This window comes from Paenibacillus xylanexedens (assembly GCF_017874615.1).
Taxonomy (GTDB): Bacteria; Bacillota; Bacilli; order Paenibacillales; family Paenibacillaceae; genus Paenibacillus; species Paenibacillus xylanexedens.
This window is the reverse complement of sequence record NZ_JAGIKV010000008.1, coordinates 212,503-231,415: the sequence shown is the minus strand read 5'-3', so window position 1 is coordinate 231,415 and position 18,913 is coordinate 212,503. Positions and strand designations below refer to the sequence as shown.

13 protein-coding genes are annotated in these 18,913 nt (G+C 44.0%); 12 read left to right on the top strand and 1 reads right to left on the bottom strand.

The annotated features are described in order from the left end of the window. Positions 1-3 precede the first annotated feature (3 nt). The 8 genes from J2Z28_RS13055 to J2Z28_RS13020 all read left to right on the top strand — a co-directional run bounded on the left by J2Z28_RS13055 (position 4) and on the right by J2Z28_RS13020 (position 10,695). Positions 4-549: a 50S ribosomal protein L25 gene (locus tag J2Z28_RS13055; RefSeq protein WP_211082837.1), complete on the top strand. Its 546-nt coding sequence runs from the start codon at positions 4-6 to the stop codon at positions 547-549. Between the two features lie 336 nt (positions 550-885). Beyond that, on the top strand, positions 886-1,503 hold the full coding sequence (locus tag J2Z28_RS13050; RefSeq protein WP_211082836.1) for a hypothetical protein: 618 nt from the start codon (positions 886-888) through the stop codon (positions 1,501-1,503). A gap of 319 nt (positions 1,504-1,822) precedes the next feature. Further along, positions 1,823-2,383, top strand: coding sequence for a DUF4303 domain-containing protein (locus J2Z28_RS13045; protein ID WP_211082835.1), 561 nt, complete (start codon positions 1,823-1,825; stop codon positions 2,381-2,383). Between the two features lie 363 nt (positions 2,384-2,746). Continuing rightward, the gene (locus J2Z28_RS13040) at positions 2,747-3,841 is read left to right on the top strand and encodes a bifunctional glycosyltransferase family 2/GtrA family protein (protein WP_211082834.1); all 1,095 of its coding nucleotides are present in this window, start codon (positions 2,747-2,749) and stop codon (positions 3,839-3,841) included. Then, positions 3,841-6,132: a glycosyltransferase family 2 protein gene (locus J2Z28_RS13035; RefSeq protein ID WP_211082833.1), complete on the top strand. Its 2,292-nt coding sequence runs from the start codon at positions 3,841-3,843 to the stop codon at positions 6,130-6,132. Before J2Z28_RS13040 ends, J2Z28_RS13035 begins: the two co-directional genes overlap by 1 nt. Before the next feature lie 11 nt (positions 6,133-6,143). Next, positions 6,144-7,997 carry a hypothetical protein gene (locus J2Z28_RS13030; RefSeq protein ID WP_211082832.1) on the top strand — a complete coding sequence of 618 codons (1,854 nt, stop codon included), beginning with the start codon at positions 6,144-6,146 and terminating at the stop codon, positions 7,995-7,997. 192 nt (positions 7,998-8,189) lie between these two features. Then, positions 8,190-9,329 carry a 5-methyltetrahydropteroyltriglutamate--homocysteine S-methyltransferase gene (locus J2Z28_RS13025; RefSeq protein ID WP_211082831.1) on the top strand — a complete coding sequence of 380 codons (1,140 nt, stop codon included), beginning with the start codon at positions 8,190-8,192 and terminating at the stop codon, positions 9,327-9,329. A 601-nt stretch (positions 9,330-9,930) separates the two neighbouring features. Beyond that, positions 9,931-10,695, top strand: a complete 765-nt coding sequence (locus J2Z28_RS13020) for a leucine-rich repeat domain-containing protein (RefSeq protein ID WP_211082830.1) — start codon at positions 9,931-9,933, stop codon at positions 10,693-10,695. Positions 10,696-10,848: 153 nt separating this feature from the next. Here J2Z28_RS13020 and J2Z28_RS13015 read toward each other — a convergent pair whose 3' ends face one another. Next, entirely contained in the window at positions 10,849-11,940 is a 1,092-nt protein-coding gene (locus J2Z28_RS13015) for a GntR family transcriptional regulator (protein WP_211082891.1), read from the bottom strand. A 441-nt stretch (positions 11,941-12,381) separates the two neighbouring features. On the opposite strand from J2Z28_RS13015, the gene J2Z28_RS13010 reads away from it, so the two are divergent. From J2Z28_RS13010 to J2Z28_RS12995, 4 genes are all read left to right on the top strand, one after another. Beyond that, on the top strand, positions 12,382-14,007 hold the full coding sequence (locus J2Z28_RS13010; protein WP_211082829.1) for a xylulokinase: 1,626 nt from the start codon (positions 12,382-12,384) through the stop codon (positions 14,005-14,007). Between the two features lie 175 nt (positions 14,008-14,182). Continuing rightward, a complete protein-coding gene (locus J2Z28_RS13005; RefSeq protein WP_036611813.1) occupies positions 14,183-14,878 on the top strand; it encodes an L-ribulose-5-phosphate 4-epimerase in 696 nt (231 codons plus the stop codon). A 275-nt stretch (positions 14,879-15,153) separates the two neighbouring features. Beyond that, positions 15,154-16,572: an L-arabinose isomerase gene (gene araA / locus J2Z28_RS13000; RefSeq protein ID WP_211082828.1), complete on the top strand. Its 1,419-nt coding sequence runs from the start codon at positions 15,154-15,156 to the stop codon at positions 16,570-16,572. A gap of 596 nt (positions 16,573-17,168) precedes the next feature. After that, complete coding sequence (locus tag J2Z28_RS12995) at positions 17,169-18,890, top strand: hypothetical protein (RefSeq protein ID WP_211082827.1); 1,722 nt, start codon at positions 17,169-17,171, stop codon at positions 18,888-18,890. Positions 18,891-18,913: the final 23 nt, after the last annotated feature.

Genomic DNA, 18,913 nt, shown 5'->3' with positions numbered 1-18,913 from the left:
AGCATGACTACTAGTTTTCAAGCGGAGAACCGCATTCCATTAAATACATCCCGGCTTAGGGATTTACGTAAATCCGGGCGTTTGCCAGGTATTGTTTTTGGCAAAAATACGGAGAATGAAATGATTCATATTCCAACAATACAATTTCAAAAATGGTTGAAGCAGGGTACGTCTGGTTTTATCGAACTGCAGTTTGAAGAGAAAGACTCATTGACGGTATTGTTGGAAGATCTCCAGCGTGATCCAGTTACACGGGATTTACTTCATGTGGATTTTCAGCAGGTGCAGACCAATGAGATCCTGCGTACTAAAATTCCTGTGAAGTTCAACGGCACACCGATCGGTACAAAACAGGGCGGAGTCGTGCAAGTTCAATTATCTTCTATTGAAGTGGAGGCATTGCCGAGACACTTGCCAACGTCGATTGAATTTGACATTAGTACTATGGAACTTGGAGAAACGCTACATGTAAGTGATGCAACGTTTACACCAGATGTGACGGTGATCTCTGAGGGGAATGAGTCTCTTCTCTCTGTAGTTAAACCTTAACAATTCCAAATTCGCAAAGCTGAATAAGTCAAAATTAGCCGTACGGGTGATAATCCGTACGGCTAATTTTTGCTGATTATGAGATGTTGCCGTGCTCCCATCCTTACAAGGCGAGTAGTCTGGAATTCACCTCACGTATGTCTTTTGCTCGCGTACAGGCGCAATGATCCTGATATTTCGCTACCTTTTCAAAGTTCATACGCAAAATTCAGGTGTAAAGTAGGTAGACTCAGGAAAGGTAATCACTATAATGGAAATAAGATACATATATAGTTGAATCCGAACTGCTGAGGTCAATGGCATAACATTTCTAAACAGGGCGGTGAGCGAAAAGAAATGGACAAATTAAAGAATAGCGGATTCTATAAACTGAGATTCTTCATCACTCCTCAAGAGTTTAAAAGCCTTTTGCAGCTTTTGGAGCATCGGCAAGCGCAATTCTATCGTACCAATGCTGCCCGAACAGAGCATGATTATAATCAGGTGTACGAGGAGTATCAGACGTTCTATCAGTATTTTGTGGCAGGAGAAAAGAGAGATGACATCCATCCCTTCTTTGTTTACTCTATCTCTATTGCATCGGATCAAGAAAGTGCAGGATTTTTTGTGAGAAATGAAGGGGTTTCTTTTCCATATTACGGACAATGGGCAGAGGATGAACTGCCGTGTATCTTGCTTTCATTTCCGAAAGGTTTTCAAATTAATTTGGAAGATGAAAAAGGAAAATACTATATTTATGAGGATATCCGGGAGCATAAGCCGCTGACCTATGCGTTTTTCGATGAAATAAGAGACTCTATCAAAAAAATGACCAAACCCCTTCGCTTCTCAGCCCAGGATGCAGATGCGATGAAGGAGCAAAAGCCCTCTGTGCGTATAAGCCATGATGCAATGCACGAATTGAGCCAATCGTGGATATTCAGTAAATATGGACTTGTGATTCATGGGAAATAGGAAGGGGACGAAATGATGTTCGCCCTAAAGCTTATCTGTACCTGGGTACTGCTAGTCGCCTCATGTTCCGCAGTGTGGTGGAGCTTCAGAACAGAAAAGCTTGTAACCGTCTCTTGGCTGGCGTTTCTGCTACCTGCTGTTTTCCAGCTCGCTACCGCTTTCCGGATTGGTCCAGGCCAAGCAAAGTCACTCATCGTGTTCGGCTGCATTAATCTGGTGTTTGCTGCCCTTGTGGGTGCAGGTGTCTGGTATCTAGTCCAAATAGCCAATTTATATCGAAGGGGCAAATGATCAACGAATGGAAAGGGGAACTCTATTCATGAAGCCAATGCAAGAAATAGAGACACTGGCCATAGAGATCGCTGCTGCCGCCAGAAAGTCTTTTTGCACCCTTTTTGAAAATGGTGAACGTTACTATTATTGTACGTTATACACTACTGGCGAAGGACATGCGCCAAGCATTTCTGCATGGTCGTGGGAAGCTTTGGCGTTGGAATCGGCTAGACAAGCAGAGGAAAGTGATACGCCGGTATCCACGATTGCGGATCTCATCAAATGGTCGTATGCGGATTCGCCCTATTGTTGTTTTGGGGATGATCACTTTGACAATGTCAAACAACGATATAACGAGCGTCCTTTCATTGCGGAACTGGAGAATGATGATTGGAATCGCGAGTTGGATGTGAGGCTGAACGCCATGGAGCAGGCGATGAAAATGCTCGATGATGAAGGTATATTTGCCTTAAATCAACCGCGAGAGTCCGTATGTGTCCTTGTTGAAGTCATGCCACCAGATGAGATCAGTACCGAAATTGCCTTACGTTTGAATCGGGCGGAATCTCCGGCTATGCAAGCATGGTTGGCGGAGGCGGCAGAATAGGGGCATCAGGAGCGTTACTCCTATGCTTGCAAGGCGTACACACTACTTAATCTCGACAATCTTATTGAATCGGAGAACCATCTTTGTACATTACAGGATGGTTCTTTTTCGTGTTTGCGACCATCACCATGTGTCTCTTTCCATGCGGGTACATGCGCTGAAGCGAGAGCCAAATGTGCAATTGTTCGAGTAGTGCTAGACTACCCCGCAACTAGTACTTTTCGCCTATGATTTAGTTTGTAAAAAAGCGAGACTTTTTTACCAATATATATACAAATTATTCGTTTACTGTATGACTTTTCGATGTTATACTCACAATATTCAAAAAAATTGTTGAAATATGTCGAATTGAGGCTTATCGGGATGATTATAGGTAAACAAAACGGCGAAACGATCATCCTCATTCCATCACTTGAACCGGATGAGAGACTTCCAGCCTATGTACGGCAATTGCGAGAGTATGGCTTGACCAATATTGTTATTGTGGACGACGGATCAGGTGAGGCCTACCAGTCGATTTTTGAGGAACTTCGTGAGAATGGCTGTGCTCTGCTAACACATACGGAAAATCAGGGGAAGGGTGCGGCACTTAAGACAGGATTTCAGTATATTGCTCAGCAATTCGATGCATCTTCCTTCGTTGTAACCGCTGATTCAGACGGACAGCACGCGGCTGAGGATGTCTACCGTATAGCCCAAGAAGCAAGGCTTCATCCGGACTCATTGGTGCTCGGGGTAAGGAACTTCAGCGAGGGGAATATACCGTCAAAGTCCCTGTTAGGCAATCGGATGACCTCCTTTATTTTTGCCATGCTGTATGGTAAAAAGCTGTCAGATACCCAGACTGGGCTTCGTGCCTTCGGTCCCGGGTTACTTGCGTTTATGCAGGATGTACGCGGCACTCGATTTGAATATGAGCTTCAGATGCTCATCTCGTGCATTCAGTCTGGCATACCGATTCATACCACGCCAATCCAAGTCATTTATGAAAATGGCAATGCGGGAACTCATTTTAAAGCAATCCACGATAGTGCTCGGGTCATGGGGGTGTTGTTCTCCAATTTCCTGCGGTTCATCTCATCGTCGGTGGCCAGTTCTGTTGTGGATTTGGGCATCGCCTGGTTTTTGATCGACGCATTGCGGCCCATGTTGGGTGAGCAGCACTATTTACGAATTCTGCTTGCAACCGTGATTGCGAGAGTTATTTCCATTGTGGTCAACTATGTACTGAACAGACACTTTGTATTCCGCAAGGAGGATAGCCAGGGCAGTCTATGGCGCTATCTAACGTTATGCGGAGTGGTGATCTTGCTTTCCAGTACCGGCGTATATATATTCCACACCGTTCTCTTCGTAGATGAGAAATTGGCGAAATTCGTCTGTGATGCCTTGCTGTTCCTGCTCAGTTTCCAATTGCAGCGAAGATGGGTATTTGCAGCAAGGAGGAAGCAGTTGTAGTGCAAAACGAAAAAAGACAGAATATCTTTTTTGTCATCACGATGATCCTGATGTCGATTTATTTGGTATGGCGTACATTCTTTACGTTGCCATGGGGTGAAGGCGTACTAAACGTCATTTTTGGTATGCTGCTGATTGTGGCTGAAACGGTCACCGTACTGACAACCTTTGAATTATTCTTTCAAAAGATGCAAAAAGAACGTACACAGCTCGATTTTCCAATCGTTCCGCCGGAGTATTATCCGGATGTGGATGTATTTATTGCTACGCATAATGAGCCCGTTGATCTGTTATATAAAACCGTTAATGCCTGTACGTTCATGGATTACCCGGACAAGCAGAAGGTTCATATCTATCTCTGTGACGATGGAGCAAGACCTGAGGTGGAGGAGCTTGCCAGACAGTTTGGCGTGGGATATCTGGGGTTCCCCGGAAACAAGGATGCCAAGTCTGGTAATCTGAACAATGCACTGAGCAAAAGCTCTTCGCCGCTCATTGCAACGTTTGATGCAGATATGATTCCACAGCACACCTTTTTGATGAAAACGGTCCCCTATTTCATGCTCTCCACGTTCATTAAGGAGAATGAGGTATGGCGTCCTCGCCGAGAGGAAGAGATGGACCCTAAGTTCAAGCTTGGTCTGGTACAGACCCCGCAAAGCTTCTACAATCCGGATCTATTCCAGTTTAATCTGTATGCAGAGCAAGGTATTCCGAATGAACAGGATTTCTTCTCCAGAGAAGTGAACATCCTGCGTAATGCCTCCAATGCGGTGGCCTATACAGGAAGTAATACAATTATTTCACGGCAGGGTATGGAAGACATCGGTGGTTTTCCGCTCAATACGATCACTGAGGACTTTGAGACAAGCATCCGCTTGCAGCAGGAAGGTTATATTACCTATGCGACTCAAGAGGTTCAAGCTGCCGGGCAGACGACAACAACAGTGAAGAGCATGATTAAACAGCGGATTCGCTGGGCAAGGGGTATCCTTCAGAGCCTGCAGAATACGCGTGCACCCATATCTGGAAAGCTCCCTTTCTGGACGAGAGTGACCTACTTAAGCAGTTTCTTATACTGGTGGTCCTTCTTTAACCGATTGATTTTCATTTTGGCCCCTATTTTGTTTGCGTTATTCGACTTCCAGATTGTGAACACAACCTTCTGGCAAATCTTAATCTTCTGGCTTCCATCCTATTTCTTCTACAGTGTATCCATGCGGTATCTGTCCAGCAATATTCGGAATCAGCGATGGAGTCAGGTTATCGATACCATATTCATGCCTTATCTGATCTGGCCGGTTCTCCTGGAAACGCTGGGTATTCGTGAGAAAAAATTCAAGGTTACCAACAAAAGCAGAGCAAGCGGTCGACAATGGATGTCTGCTCTGTTATATGCACTTCCGCATATCTTCTTGCTGTTGCTATCCATTGCAGCCGTGATTCGGTATGTCAATGGTAAGTACGGCATTGCGCTGTTCTTCAGCAGTATCATTATTTTCTGGCTAATTCATAACATGATTGCGCTGTGTTACGCCCTGTTCTTCATGATCGGCCGCCGTGCGTATCGGGAGACAGAACGGATCCGGGCGCAGGAAGATGTCACGATTCACGACCAAGCCAACAATCTGCGATATCAGGCCAAGACGGTGGATGTATCAGAGCAAGGTATTGCCTTCTATGTCCCTTATCCCATTTATTTGGCTGAACAGAAAATCATCTCTTTGGTCGTCAAAACCGACCGCTATGAGGCCAATCTCGATGCAGTCATCGTTTATGTGAAACAGGATGGAGAGGGCTGGCGTTACTCCGCAACGGTTCAGCCGATTGATGAGAATGATAACCGCCAATACATGCAAATCATCTACGACCGTAAACACTCATTGCCAGAGCAGATGAATCTGTGGGATACGGCTTATGACGATATGTTACGCAATGTGAAAAAACGGATTGTTCAACCCAGATCGGATCAGCGAAAAATGCCGCGGCTTTCCCTTCAGCTTCCAGTTCATTTCACCAATGATGCTAGCTGTACGCTGCACAGCTTCAATTATCGTTTCTTCTCCGCGACGGGTTTCCATGGTGATATTGCGGCAGGAGCGGTCGTTACTTTTTATACAAAGAGTAATATCGAAGTTATTTTGCAACATACGGGGAAAACGACAGCCCGTGAGCGTGAAGTGCTTCTCTCGGTGGAGAATATCGATGATATTGTGGAGAAGGGCCTGATCGAGCAATTGCTGACGGATCTGATTCAGCCACATTCCGATCGTTCCACCAGAGAGGGTTAGGAGAGATAAAGATGCTCATTGTGCTTCATTTTGTGATGGGAGTTTTATTGATAATCTCCTTTCTTGGATATATGCAGTTTGTACGGAAGGCACTTTCACTACGTTGGGAGTTCATCCCTGTATTTGTGTTTTCCTCGATTGCTTGCTTTGTTTTTCTGAGTGGTTTGGCAGGGCAGCTCTTTACGGGCAGCCTTGTCATCCTGATTGCAGGTTTGCTTTTGTATGGGTGGCTGTTGATTCTTAGGCTACGCCAAGGGGCATCATTAAGGTTGTCCTTTTCCATATTCCAATTTTCATTCCTGGCAGGGACTTTCGTTTTCTTGCTGGTACTCTTTCAGAACCAATTAACACATTACGATAATTTCTCCCACTGGGCTATCGTATTGAAGCAGATGTTGAGTACAGATGCCTTTCCGACGCCAGACTCCAACCTGATTGATTTTAAAAACTATCCGCTGGGGACTTCGTCTTTCATTTATTATGTCTGTCGCTTCATGGGGCACTCCCAGTCCGTAATGCTCTTGGCACAAGGTTTGCTGATCTTTTCCTGTTTTTACGCCATGTTCGGCATCGTTTCGGAGAAGAAACGCTTTCTTCTGTACGCTTTTCTCGGACTCGGGTTATCTACACTTTCGTTTTTCAATCTTACGATTCGGATCACCAACCTGCTCGTGGATTTCTTGCTTCCGATCTACGCGCTCGCCATCTTGGCGGTGATCTACCAATATCGTAATGAGATCAAAAAAGCATGTATTATCGTTCTTCCGCTTGCGGGCTTACTGACCATTATCAAAAGCACGGGTATTATTTTCGCTGCGATCGGTCTGATTTTCCTAGTGTACTCATGGCTAAAACATAAACAAAAGTTCAGTTGGAAAACAGCGCTCGCTGTCGTGGGTACGATCTGCGGTGCGCTCATTCCCTACTTCGGCTGGAGCTGGCGAATGGCAACGGTGTTCCAAGGCATTGATAACAAGTTCGATGTGGCTACGTCGGGGATACAGGCGGGCAAAACGCCAGAGCAGATGCGTGAGATTCTGTGGACTTTCCTCAAGGCCAGTACGGATCTGACGACACGGCCCGTGATCGGCATTGTTATTTTTCAACTTATCGCAATCGCAGCTTCTGTATTTGCCATCGTTGTGCTCAAGAAGAAGTGGAACTTGTGGAAAGCATTAATTGCTTTGGACGTTGTTCTGTTACTGTACTATGCAGGTATTCTGGCGCTGTATCTTTTCTCTATGCCACTGGATGAAGCAATTGTCCTGGCAGGATTTGAGCGTTATGCGTCCAGTATCGTGGTACTGTTCGCCGGTGGGCTGGTGTTGTGTGCTGCGATCGACCTGGAGCGATCATTCCACTATCGGATCGGTGAGGTGCCTGATTATCAATCCTTTAAGACGGTCAAGACGAAAGGTCATTATCAAAAAGGCATCATCGGTTGTATGGCGGTTGCGGCCACCATCCTTTTGTCTGAATACAATGGTATCGTGTCTATCGCCCAAAGCTATGATACAACGCTCCCTTACAAGATTCATGCGGTTACCGGTGATCGGTGGTATCCAGGTGGGCAGGTGGATAATAATAGATATCTCTTCTACGCCTCAGACAGGGACCAGCAGGTCACGAATTATTACATGCAATATGTAGGAAAGTATTTCTTGTATGCTCCACATGTGGACGGGATCGTGTTGTTCTATGAGGATAATATGGATAACCTTCTGAGCGGCTACGATTATCTGGTGGTCGTCGAGACGGATCTCAACGCCAAGTGGTTGCTGAAAAAGCATTATGGCATCGACATGCAAGAGGGGATTTATAAAATTACCCGTTCGGGGGATCAAATCGTTCTTACGTTGACTTGAAATCATAGATGTTAAGATCCTGTTCCGGACATCCGGTCAGGTAAGATTGAATACATGATTGTATATAGAGTCTCCTTAAATATAGCCCGCTATAGCTAATACCTATAGCGGGCTATAACTCTTTCGTAGAACAGCTATTCCGATCGGATATGTTATATTTAATTCTATAATGATAAACGGGGAGATTAAACTATGAGCCTACAAACAGAACCTAAACAACGAACAGTCACTCCATTTCGATATGATATTGTTGGCAGTTTCCTGCGCCCGAGTACGTTGAAGGATGCCCGATTAAAATACCAGAACGGCGAAATTACCACGGAACAGTTGAATGAAGTGGAGAATGCCGAGATTGTAAAACTTGTACAGAAGCAAAAAGAGGTTGGCCTTCAGGCTGTAACGGACGGCGAATTCCGCCGCTCTTGGTGGCATCTGGACTTTTTCTGGGGACTGGATGGTGTAGAGCGGACGATCATTGAGGAAGGCTACCGATTCAACGGTGCGACATCCAGACCGGAAACAGCTCGTCTGAGCGGCAAAATCAGCTATAGCAGTCATCCATTTGTAGCGCATTATGCCTTCTTGAAAGAAGCGGCTGGGGAAGACGTTGTTGCCCGTCAGTCCATTCCAGCAGCAGCTCAGTTCCTATTCGAATTGGACCGGGCAGATAATAAGGAAAGCACACAGGCCATCTATCCGAACCGCCAAGAGCTTCTCTCGGACATTGTCGGAGCGTACAAAGCATCCATCCTGGCTTTTTATGAAGCCGGCTGCCGTAGCATCCAGATTGATGATTGCACATGGGGTGCATTGTGTGACCAACAGTTCATCACAGTGATGGAGCAGATTGGTGTTAATGTGAAAGAGTACGCCAATGAACTCGCAAAACTGAACGAAGATGTGGTATCTGGCCTGCCGGAAGACCTCGTGGTAACCACTCATGTCTGCCGCGGTAATTATGTTTCGACATTTGCAGGAGTCGGTGGCGGTTATGAGCCGATTGCGCAGACACTTCTGAGCATCGATAACTACTCTGGATTCTATCTGGAGTTTGATACGGAACGGGCTGGAGACTTCAAGCCACTTCGATTCCTGAAGGACAATCAGCAGGTTGTACTTGGCCTCTTCTCTTCCAAATTCGGAGAGTTGGAGAACAAGGAAGATATCCTGAAACGGATTGAGGAAGCTACACAATATGTTGATCTGGATCGAATCTGCCTGAGCCCACAATGCGGCTTCGCTTCCACGGAAGAAGGCAACCATCTGACCGAGAAACAACAATGGCGCAAGCTTTCCTTCATTAAGGAAATTGCTGAAGAGCTTTGGAAGTAACATTTTCAGCGTCATTCATTATTCACGCATGTGTTTATGTATAAGAAAAAATCGCTAAAAAGCCGTACGGACCATCATCCGTATGGCTTTTTGGTGTAGTCCTCATTGTAGAGTGGATGTTTGATCAGTGCCCATAACAGCCAAGAGAGCGAAGCAAGGGGGAGAGATAAGAATAACTGTTCAGGGAAGCGGCATGACTGAGGAAGAGGTCTGGTGGACGAAATAAAATAGCGACAGTTAGGACAAAGGGATCTTTGTCGCAACTGCCGCTATTTGTCTATCTCGCATGAAATCGCCCTTTAGGCACCACCATCGGTGATCCCGAGACGGGGTCTTCTATGACCGTACATTCCAATCCGAAAATGTCTTTAACCTGTGGGGCGGTTATCCTCTGCGGGCTTACCCTCAGCCACAAGTTTTCCGGTATGAAGCACAGAGGGTTACATTCCTTGATGAAGTAGTCCATTATCCGTTCTTAACGGAACAGTTATAGGATGAGAGCAGGAGGGTTTTTGATAAATTAAGATGAAGATAATATCTATGTATTACATTCCAGATCATGGTATATTTGTATTATTAAATAATGTTAAGGAGATTCTACATGCATAATCAATTCATCAAAAAGTTGATCGTAGTTTGTTTGGTTTTTGTATTATTACCGGCAACGAGCGTTTTGGCTGCGTCGTCGCTTATCAAAGACCCGGTCCTGGCCAAAGTTATTCGAGCAGATTTGAAGCTGTCTGTTAAGAAGGAAATAAAGGCTACCGATTTGAAAAAATTAAAATCCCTATATGCTATGGAATTAAAAAGTAAAATTTCTAACCTGCAAGGTCTTGAACATGCCGTTAATATCACGGATTTATTCTTGCCTGGTCAAAATATAAAAAATATTAAGCCACTGAACAAGATGAAAAAATTGACGTTCTTAGCTGTTGAAGGCAATCAGATTGCAGATATCTCACCACTTTTAGGTCTGACTAATCTGCAAAATCTGGTTATGGACGATAACAAAATAAAAAGCCTGGCTCCATTAAAAAATATGCGTAAGCTAACCAGTCTACTCGCCAGTGGGAATCAGGTGACTGATCTAAGTCCTCTTCAGAAATTAAAGTTGGAATGGGTCATTATGAATGATAATAAAATTCAAGATCTGACACCTTTCAAGAACCATCCAACCTTGGAGTATCTATATGTAGAAGATAACCTCATTGAGGATATTGCAGTGCTCGAAACCATCCCACATCTAACAGAGGTATATTTGGCTAACAATCCGTTAAATGAGCGTGCAGAGCAGGTTGTGAAAAAATTGAAGAAAAAAGGCGTCGTTGTAAGTCTGGTGAGTGATGAAGCGGATGAGGAGAAGTAGTTTCGCTTAGAGAAGATATATATATATAAGAAGAAGTTAATCCCTCATTATATTGAACAAAAACAAAGAAGGCCGCAGATATTCTGACGGCCTTCTTTGAGTATGTTGGACAGAAACGCACGGTAACAACTTAACGCCCGTCCCACAACAATATTATTCCACTTCGATCTCTTTCACCGTCTCCCCCTCAACCAGCACTGGTTGATAGTAGGTGTTTGTCGGCAGATCCTTTTTGCCTTGCAGCTTCTTGATCACCCAGTCGGCAGCATCGCGGCCCATTTGTTCTTGGGGATGGGTTAGCGTTGTCAGCCTGATATTGGCGTTCTTGGCGATGTACGAATTGTCCTGTCCAATGATGGATAACTCATCGGGGATCGAGATGCCCAGTTGCCTGCAGGCGTGCACGACCTCCAGTCCCACCTCATCGTTGTAACAGACAATCGCGGTGAGCGAATCCCTGTTTTCGTCCAGATACGTTGCTACATTAGAGGATAAATCTGGTTTCGATGCGGTATCAAAGGAAAGCACTTGCTCAGGATGGAACCGTAACTTCGCTTCACCCAGTGCCTTGATGTATCCTTTCATCCGGTACTTGCCTTGTAGATCATCCATTTTGGCAATAATGCCGATCTGGGTGTGGCCTTTGGCGATCAATTCCCGAGTGGCAAGATAGCTGGATTGTACATCATCCAGACAGAAGAACGGAACCTCCAGCTCCTCATAAAACGCATTAATCATCGTAAACGGCACATCCTGCTCTTTGAAGGACAGGTAGTATGCAATGTTTGGGTTGTATAGATTACTTTTGGTCGGTTCGACAATTAGGCCATCCACGCCGTAGGAGAGCATCATTTCGAGGGCTTTTTTCTCCTGCGCTACATCATTATTGGTACTGGCCAGCAGTAACGAGTAGTTGTCCTCATTCAGACGACTCTCGATGCCGCGGATAATGGACGGAAAGATATAATCCGAGATGTATGTCGTGATCACACCGATCGTTTTCTTCGACGTATTGCCGCCTGATCGTGATCGATATTGATTGCTAACGTAGGTTCCTGACCCCTTTTCGCTTCGTAAAAACCCTTCATTAGATAACTCCAAAATAGCCTTCCGCACCGTCTGGCGGCTTACATTGTAGCTTTCCTGTAATGCCAACTCGGTTGGGATCTGTTCGCCTATGCTATATGTCCCCGAAAGGATATGACTCTTAATATCATCAATGATGACCTGATATTTTGGCTTCACGTAGTCCACTTCTTTCATCGTTACTCATCTATATCAACGTTGTAGTTCAAATAGTTGTACGTACATATTTTAGCATGATTCAGATAGGATGAAAATAAAACCGAACATTTTTCAAAATAAACCGTACATATCCAGCCTTTTTGGATGGAGGTGTACCTTACAGCATAGCCGATTTATAGACATATAAGACCTTTGAATGGTTAAATAGAGTACAATATGTGTCCTTTGTAAGTATAACTATTATATATTATTGACAAATGTACGTACAAAAAATATACTAAGGCTGTCAGAAAAGGAAAGCGCATTCTTTGAAAACACAGACTTTTTGAACCACCTCTTATACAAAATTCATTATTAGCTACTGCCATAAGTAGAAGCTTCACCTTATATATGCATCCTTTGGGATGTGAAATCGCGACCGGAGAGGGGATACACGTGATTATGAGTCAATTGGACTTGAAAGAAGCCATTACCAGGGGCGCTACTTCGCTCGGAATTGAATTTGGATCAACGCGGATTAAGGCGGTATTGATTGATGAGCGTTTTGAGACCATCGCTTCAGGCAGTTATGAATGGGAGAACCTCCTGAAAGATGGATATTGGACGTACAACCAGGAGGATATCATCACAGGTCTGCAAACGGCTTATCGTGAGATGAAGCAAGATGTGGAACAGAAATACGGAATTACGCTGCGCACGGTCGGTTCCATCGGATTCTCGGCCATGATGCACGGATATATCGCATTGGATGAGGCTGGCGAATTGCTGGTACCTTTCCGCACCTGGCGTAACGCTACGACGGGAGCAGCCGCAAGAGAGCTAACGGAACTTCTGCAATTCAATATTCCGGAACGCTGGAGCATTGCCCACTTGTATCAAGCGATTTTGAACGAAGAGGAGCATGTGCCACAGATCGATCACCTGACAACTTTGGCTGGATACATCCACTGGTTGCTGACGGGCAATAAGGCGATTGGGATCGGCGATGCATCAGGCATTTTCCCAATTGACGAGTCTACACATAACTATCACCCATCCATGATCCAACAGTTCGACGAACAGATCGCAGGCAAAGGTTATCCGTGGAAAGTCGAGGACCTTCTGCCCAAGGTATATCTCGCGGGTGAGAATGCAGGTGTATTGACGGAAGCGGGAGCCAAGTTGCTCGACCCTTCGCAAGATCTGCAAGCAGGCATTCCGCTCTGCCCGCCAGAAGGCGATGCGGGAACGGGTATGGTGGCAACAAATAGCGTGAGAAAACGTACGGGCAACATCTCCGTTGGCACATCCGTATTTGCGATGATCGTACTGGAGAAGGAATTGTCCAAAGTGTACCCCGAGATTGATATGGTCACCACGCCGGATGGTAGCCCAGTAGGGATGGTGCATGCCAACAACTGTTCCAGTGATATCAACGCATGGGTTGGAATGTTCCGTGAATTCTCTCAAGCAATGGGATATGAAGTGGATAATGCCAAGTTGTTTAGCGTGTTGTTTAACAAGGCTTTGGAGGCAGACCCTGATGGTGGTGGCTTGCTCAGCTACGGTTACTACTCAGGTGAGAACATTACGGGACTTGAGAAAGGCCGTCCATTGTTCGTCCGCTCCCCGGAAAGCAACTTCAATCTGGCAAACTTCATGCGGACACATCTGTTCAGTGCCTTCGGTGCACTCAAGTTGGGTATGGACATTTTGACGGAGGAAGAGAATGTGGCGATTGACAGCATTTTGGCTCACGGTGGCCTGTTCAAAACGCCTGTCGTCGGGCAACGGATTGTAGCTGCTGCGATGAACGTACCGGTGTCGGTAATGTCTACCGCTGGCGAAGGCGGCGCATGGGGCATGGCGCTTCTGGCTTCGTACATGATCAACAAGGATCAAGAGGAGAGCCTGGATGTGTTCCTGGAGCAGAAAGTCTTTAACGATGTGGAGGGAGTCGAAGTGGCGCCGGATGCATCGGATGTGAAAGGGTTTGAAGCATTTATCGAACGCTACCGGAGTGGACTTGCGATTGAGCAATCAGCCGTAGATCATCTGGTAGAGGTTGTTCAAAAAGACCGCTTTTGATTACGGAGGATGCCTAGTGGCATCATCAACATCGAATATGGAATTCAGCCGAAATGTCCGTTGCTCACGTAGCTCTATCTACGCTCCGCTACTCCATTTCTAGCTTCATCCCATCTTCTCGGTACTGAAAACCGACTTTTTGAACACGCACTATTAGAGAACGGGAGGGAATAACATGTTAGAACAACTGAAAGAAGAGGTATTCCAGGCGAATCTGGAACTGCCAAAGCACGGACTTGTAAAATTCACATGGGGTAACGTCAGTGCAATTGATCGGGAAAGCGGTCTGTTCGTCATCAAACCAAGTGGCGTCAGCTACGATACGATGAAAGCAAGCGACATGGTTGTGGTTGATCTGGACGGTAACGTGGTGGAGGGTGAGATGAGACCTTCCTCGGATACCGCAACACATGCCGTACTATATAAGCATTACTCGGAGATTGGCGGCATCGTGCATACACACTCCACGTGGGCGACTATCTGGGCGCAAGCCGGACTGGACGTACCTGTGATGGGCACCACACATGCGGACACGTTCTATGGTGCGGTGCCTTGTGCACGTTTCTTGAATCAGGACGAGGTTGATCGTGGATACGAAGCGGAGACGGGGCGCGTCATTATTGAAACGTTTGAACAGCGTGGCATTGATGTTATGGCAGTTCCAGCAGTATTGCTCCATGGTCATGCGCCGTTTACGTGGGGGAAAGATGCCAAGTCTGCGGTAGTAAACAGTGTCGTGCTGGAGGAAGTATGCAAAATGAACCTGTACGCGCGGCAGTTAAATAACTTCGCGAAGGAACTGCCGCAAGGTATTTTGGATAAACACTATCTGCGAAAACACGGAAAAGACGCGTATTACGGACAAAAGTAATTAGGTTATGTAGCGATCGGTTGATAATAATTCAAGCGAATAAGTTGTTTGTTACTACTACCAATGAAGTTGTATCAAACTTTTACACGATAACGGAGAGTGCAGTACCAATCTGTAGAAGCGAAGCGCTCGCCTTTATAACCGGATATCATCCTTATTAAAATTGATCAAAGAAATCCGGGGATAACCAGCGATCGGAAGATGGTACTGCAATCGCAGTGTTCTAGTGTAAACCCAAATGTTCAACTATAAAATAATGAAATGAGGATGATTATATGTCAGCAGCAAAAGAATTCTGGTTTGTGGTTGGTTCACAGCACTTGTACGGAGAAGAAGCACTGGGTGAAGTAAAAGCCAACGCACAGAAAATCACGGATGCGCTTAATGCAAGTGGCGTACTGCCGTACCCGCTCGTATTGCAGGATCTGGCGGTAAGCGCAGATAAAATCACAAGCACGATGAAAGAAGTGAACTATCGTGACGAAGTAGCAGGTGTGATCACATGGATGCATACGTTCTCCCCGGCGAAAATGTGGATTCGTGGTACGAAATTGCTGCAAAAACCTTTGCTGCACTTGGCAACCCAATTCAATGAAAGCATTCCTTGGGCGACGATCGACATGGACTTCATGAACCTGAACCAAGCTGCTCACGGTGACCGCGAGTATGGCTTCATTAATGCCCGTCTGAGAAAACAAAATAAAATCGTTGTTGGCTACTGGGAGCGCCCAGAAGTGCAACAGCAAGTTGCTGACTGGATGGACGTAGCGGTAGCTTATAATGAAAGCTTTAACATCAAAGTAGCGCGCTTCGGTGACAACATGCGCAACGTGGGCGTAACCGAAGGTGATAAAGTGGAAGCACAGATCCAATTCGGATGGACGGTTGATTACTTCGGCATTGGCGACCTCGTTCAATACGTGAACGCTGTAACAGAGCAGGAAATTGATGATCTGATCGCTCAGTACGGAGACCTCTACGAATTCGATTATGGTACAAACAGCAAGGAAGCTTGGGAAGCCAGTGTACGTGTGCAAGCGAGTTATGAGATTGCGATTAAACGTTTCCTGGACGAAGGTGGTTACAGTGCCTTCACTACAAACTTCGAAGATCTGCATGGCATGAAACAGCTTCCGGGTCTGGCAGTACAACGCCTGATGGCTCAAGGGTACGGATTTGCCGGTGAGGGTGATTGGAAAACGGCTGCGCTCGATCGCTTGCTGAAAATCATGGCTCATAACGAGAACACGGGCTTCATGGAAGACTACACATACGAGATGGCTGCTGGACAAGAAGCTATCCTGCAATCTCACATGCTTGAAGTAGATCCGACGCTTGCCAGCACCAAACCGAGAATCATCGTGTCCCCACTGGGCATTGGCGATCGTGAAGATCCGGCACGTCTTGTATTCGATGGTAAAGCAGGCGAAGGTGTCGTGGTATCCATGGCAGACTTCGGTACACATTACAAACTGCTGATCAACGAAGTATCTGCTTTTGAACCAACCGTTCCAGCACCTAATCTGCCAGTAGCACGTGTTCTGTGGAGCGTGAAGCCGAACTTCCAAGATGGAGTGAAGGCATGGATCGAAAATGGTGGTGGTCACCATACGGTTGTATCCTTGGACCTGACGACAGATCAGATCGTGACGTATGCGAAGCTGGTGAATCTGGAGTACGTTATCATCAAATAGTTAGTTTAGTTATTCGTTAACTTATACAAGTTTAGCTTGCGGCCGGGGATTCCCGGCTTTTTGTATTGTCGTTGGGTGCAGGATGTGTGGGCTGAATATATATTTCCGAGGAACGATAAGCAGTAGTACAATGGGCATGATCTCATTCTACCTTAATAAACAAAAATAACTATTTAAGCAAAAAAATTGATAAATTAGGTCATTTATTCAGTCAAAATGTTGATTATTGCTGATAAAACAACTTTCTTTGACCTATCCCTGTGATATGGATATCTAGGAACTTGCAGGTGTTAGGAGGAGATCTCATACAAAAGCTCTAGATTCCTCAAGGGAAATACAATACGGGCATTTAGAGAACCAATTGAGTATTTAGAAACGAGGTTGTACTCTGGTTTCAAGAATTTAGATTCAAATAAGTTTTACCAAAAGATAGGCTTTGTAGAAGAGGTGAAGTTGTAAACATCAAATAACAGATAGCAAGAAATTGTCAAGAGCGGAGGAGTGCTACTAGCCATTTTATATTTTGCAGGATCGTATCACAACTAGTGGCTTTAAATTCGTTGATATAATTAAGTTTCATAAAAAGGAGTTAGGTTATGGGGAAATTAAAAAGAAAAAAACCGGCTATTAAGATGAAAAAAAAACCAGAGAATTTTTCTATAGAAAATATGCAAGGGAAGTTTCTGCATAGATTTCAGATTGACAACGATTTTCCTACATTGCATATTTTGTATCCATTTCTACATGATTATATTGATTTTAAGGATGAGTGCATTACAAAATATAACAAGTTGGTTCGAAGAGAATCAAATATAGAACATTATTATTTGGATCCTACTATGGGTATTTCAGTAAACATTGATACACATAATAAAAGTTATCAACTACTAATAGGAACTAAAAAAGTTGTTGATCAACCTTTATTATATGATGAAGGAAGTATGGAAGAATTAATTGAAATAATCAAAAATGTTCAAGGGATTCACATACATTCAACATGTATAAGTGAAAATAGTCTAGAAAATGAAGAGTTTGTAGTAAGTATATTTAATGTTAGTATTGACAATTTGAAGATAAGAACAGAGATATTAGACGGAAAAAATAGTTTTTTAAAATTACCCTCAACTACGTGGTATGAGGATGGGGTAATTACACCAGGAGGAGTTTCTATAGGCACAAGTTTGGATGAAAACATGCAGCCAATTGACAGTATAATTTCATTAAGGAGTTATACTGATCAAGGGTATGAATCGCATAAAGAGATATTTTGGGGGAATTTAAAATTTGAAGAGGGACTTGTGAAGAATTTAAGTGTAATTATTGATGAAACTAATAAGGATAATATATTAATTAAATTGGAAATTTTTAATTTGGAGAATCCAACAACTCTTTTTAATACTACAATTCCTATTAAAACATCGGAAAACTACCTTAACTTCAAAAGTTGTTTTGATAAAAATGGATTTTGCTATTTTTCACTTATAAAGATTACTCGAAGTGAGGAAGTTGAAGAGACATTTAATGATGCCAAACTAAATAATATAATAATAATAGATGCTAATAGACGAGAGGAATTTATACGCTGGATTGATCCTGTAAGATTAGACTTGGGAGGATTAGATGGCTCCAAGAAGATACTTATTAATGAAAAAAGTCTGGAGGTCGGTATCTATAAACATACAAATTTACAGAACTTAACTGATACTTATGTCAGAAAGATATTTAATGAGCTGGTGGCTAATAAAATTGGTCTAGCATTAGATCTACCATTAGTTAACACAAGTTTCCACATGGATCATGCAACAGTAGGCGTTATTACAAAGCTGGTCCCTCCTCCAGTATTTAAATTAAGTGAAATTAAGCTCGAATTAGTTCAAAATTTTGAGAGTCTTATTGATATGGTGGCTTTCGATATCTTTATATGTAATTCTGATAGACATATAGATAATATATGCTTTTCAAAACAACAAAATCTTTACTATCCAATGCTTATTGATCATACACGATGCTTAGGTGGATGTAAGACTAACGATCTACAAAAGTTGAATGATGATAGGTTTCCTTATTATTTAAATTTAACTGGGTTAGAATTTATAAATGAACGGATCTCAGGAGTAGAAGTATTTGATGCTATTATAACTAGGATAAAACAAATAAACTTAGACGAAATATTTAGTTTTTCCCTTGATAATGAGTTGTGTAAATTTATTGATTCATGTAGTGCATATGATGAGCATATTTTTGAATTTTTGTTAAAAGCCTTTAAGAAACGACAAATGCATATAGAAAGCATATTAAAAGAATCTTTAGGTTTATAAGAGCCTTGTATGATAAGGGTTGA

Excerpts from the sequence above, each read along its gene's own strand:
- J2Z28_RS13055 (WP_211082837.1), top strand. The coding sequence starts at position 4 with ATGACTACTAGTTTTCAAGCGGAGAACCGCATTCCATTAAATACATCC.
- J2Z28_RS13050 (WP_211082836.1), top strand. The coding sequence starts at position 886 with ATGGACAAATTAAAGAATAGCGGATTCTATAAACTGAGATTCTTCATC.
- J2Z28_RS13045 (WP_211082835.1), top strand. The coding sequence starts at position 1,823 with ATGAAGCCAATGCAAGAAATAGAGACACTGGCCATAGAGATCGCTGCT.
- J2Z28_RS13040 (WP_211082834.1), top strand. The coding sequence starts at position 2,747 with ATGATTATAGGTAAACAAAACGGCGAAACGATCATCCTCATTCCATCA.
- J2Z28_RS13030 (WP_211082832.1), top strand. The coding sequence starts at position 6,144 with ATGCTCATTGTGCTTCATTTTGTGATGGGAGTTTTATTGATAATCTCC.
- J2Z28_RS13025 (WP_211082831.1), top strand. The coding sequence starts at position 8,190 with ATGAGCCTACAAACAGAACCTAAACAACGAACAGTCACTCCATTTCGA.
- J2Z28_RS13020 (WP_211082830.1), top strand. The coding sequence starts at position 9,931 with ATGCATAATCAATTCATCAAAAAGTTGATCGTAGTTTGTTTGGTTTTT.
- J2Z28_RS13010 (WP_211082829.1), top strand. The coding sequence starts at position 12,382 with ATGAGTCAATTGGACTTGAAAGAAGCCATTACCAGGGGCGCTACTTCG.
- J2Z28_RS13005 (WP_036611813.1), top strand. The coding sequence starts at position 14,183 with ATGTTAGAACAACTGAAAGAAGAGGTATTCCAGGCGAATCTGGAACTG.
- araA (WP_211082828.1), top strand. The coding sequence starts at position 15,154 with ATGTCAGCAGCAAAAGAATTCTGGTTTGTGGTTGGTTCACAGCACTTG.
- J2Z28_RS12995 (WP_211082827.1), top strand. The coding sequence starts at position 17,169 with ATGGGGAAATTAAAAAGAAAAAAACCGGCTATTAAGATGAAAAAAAAA.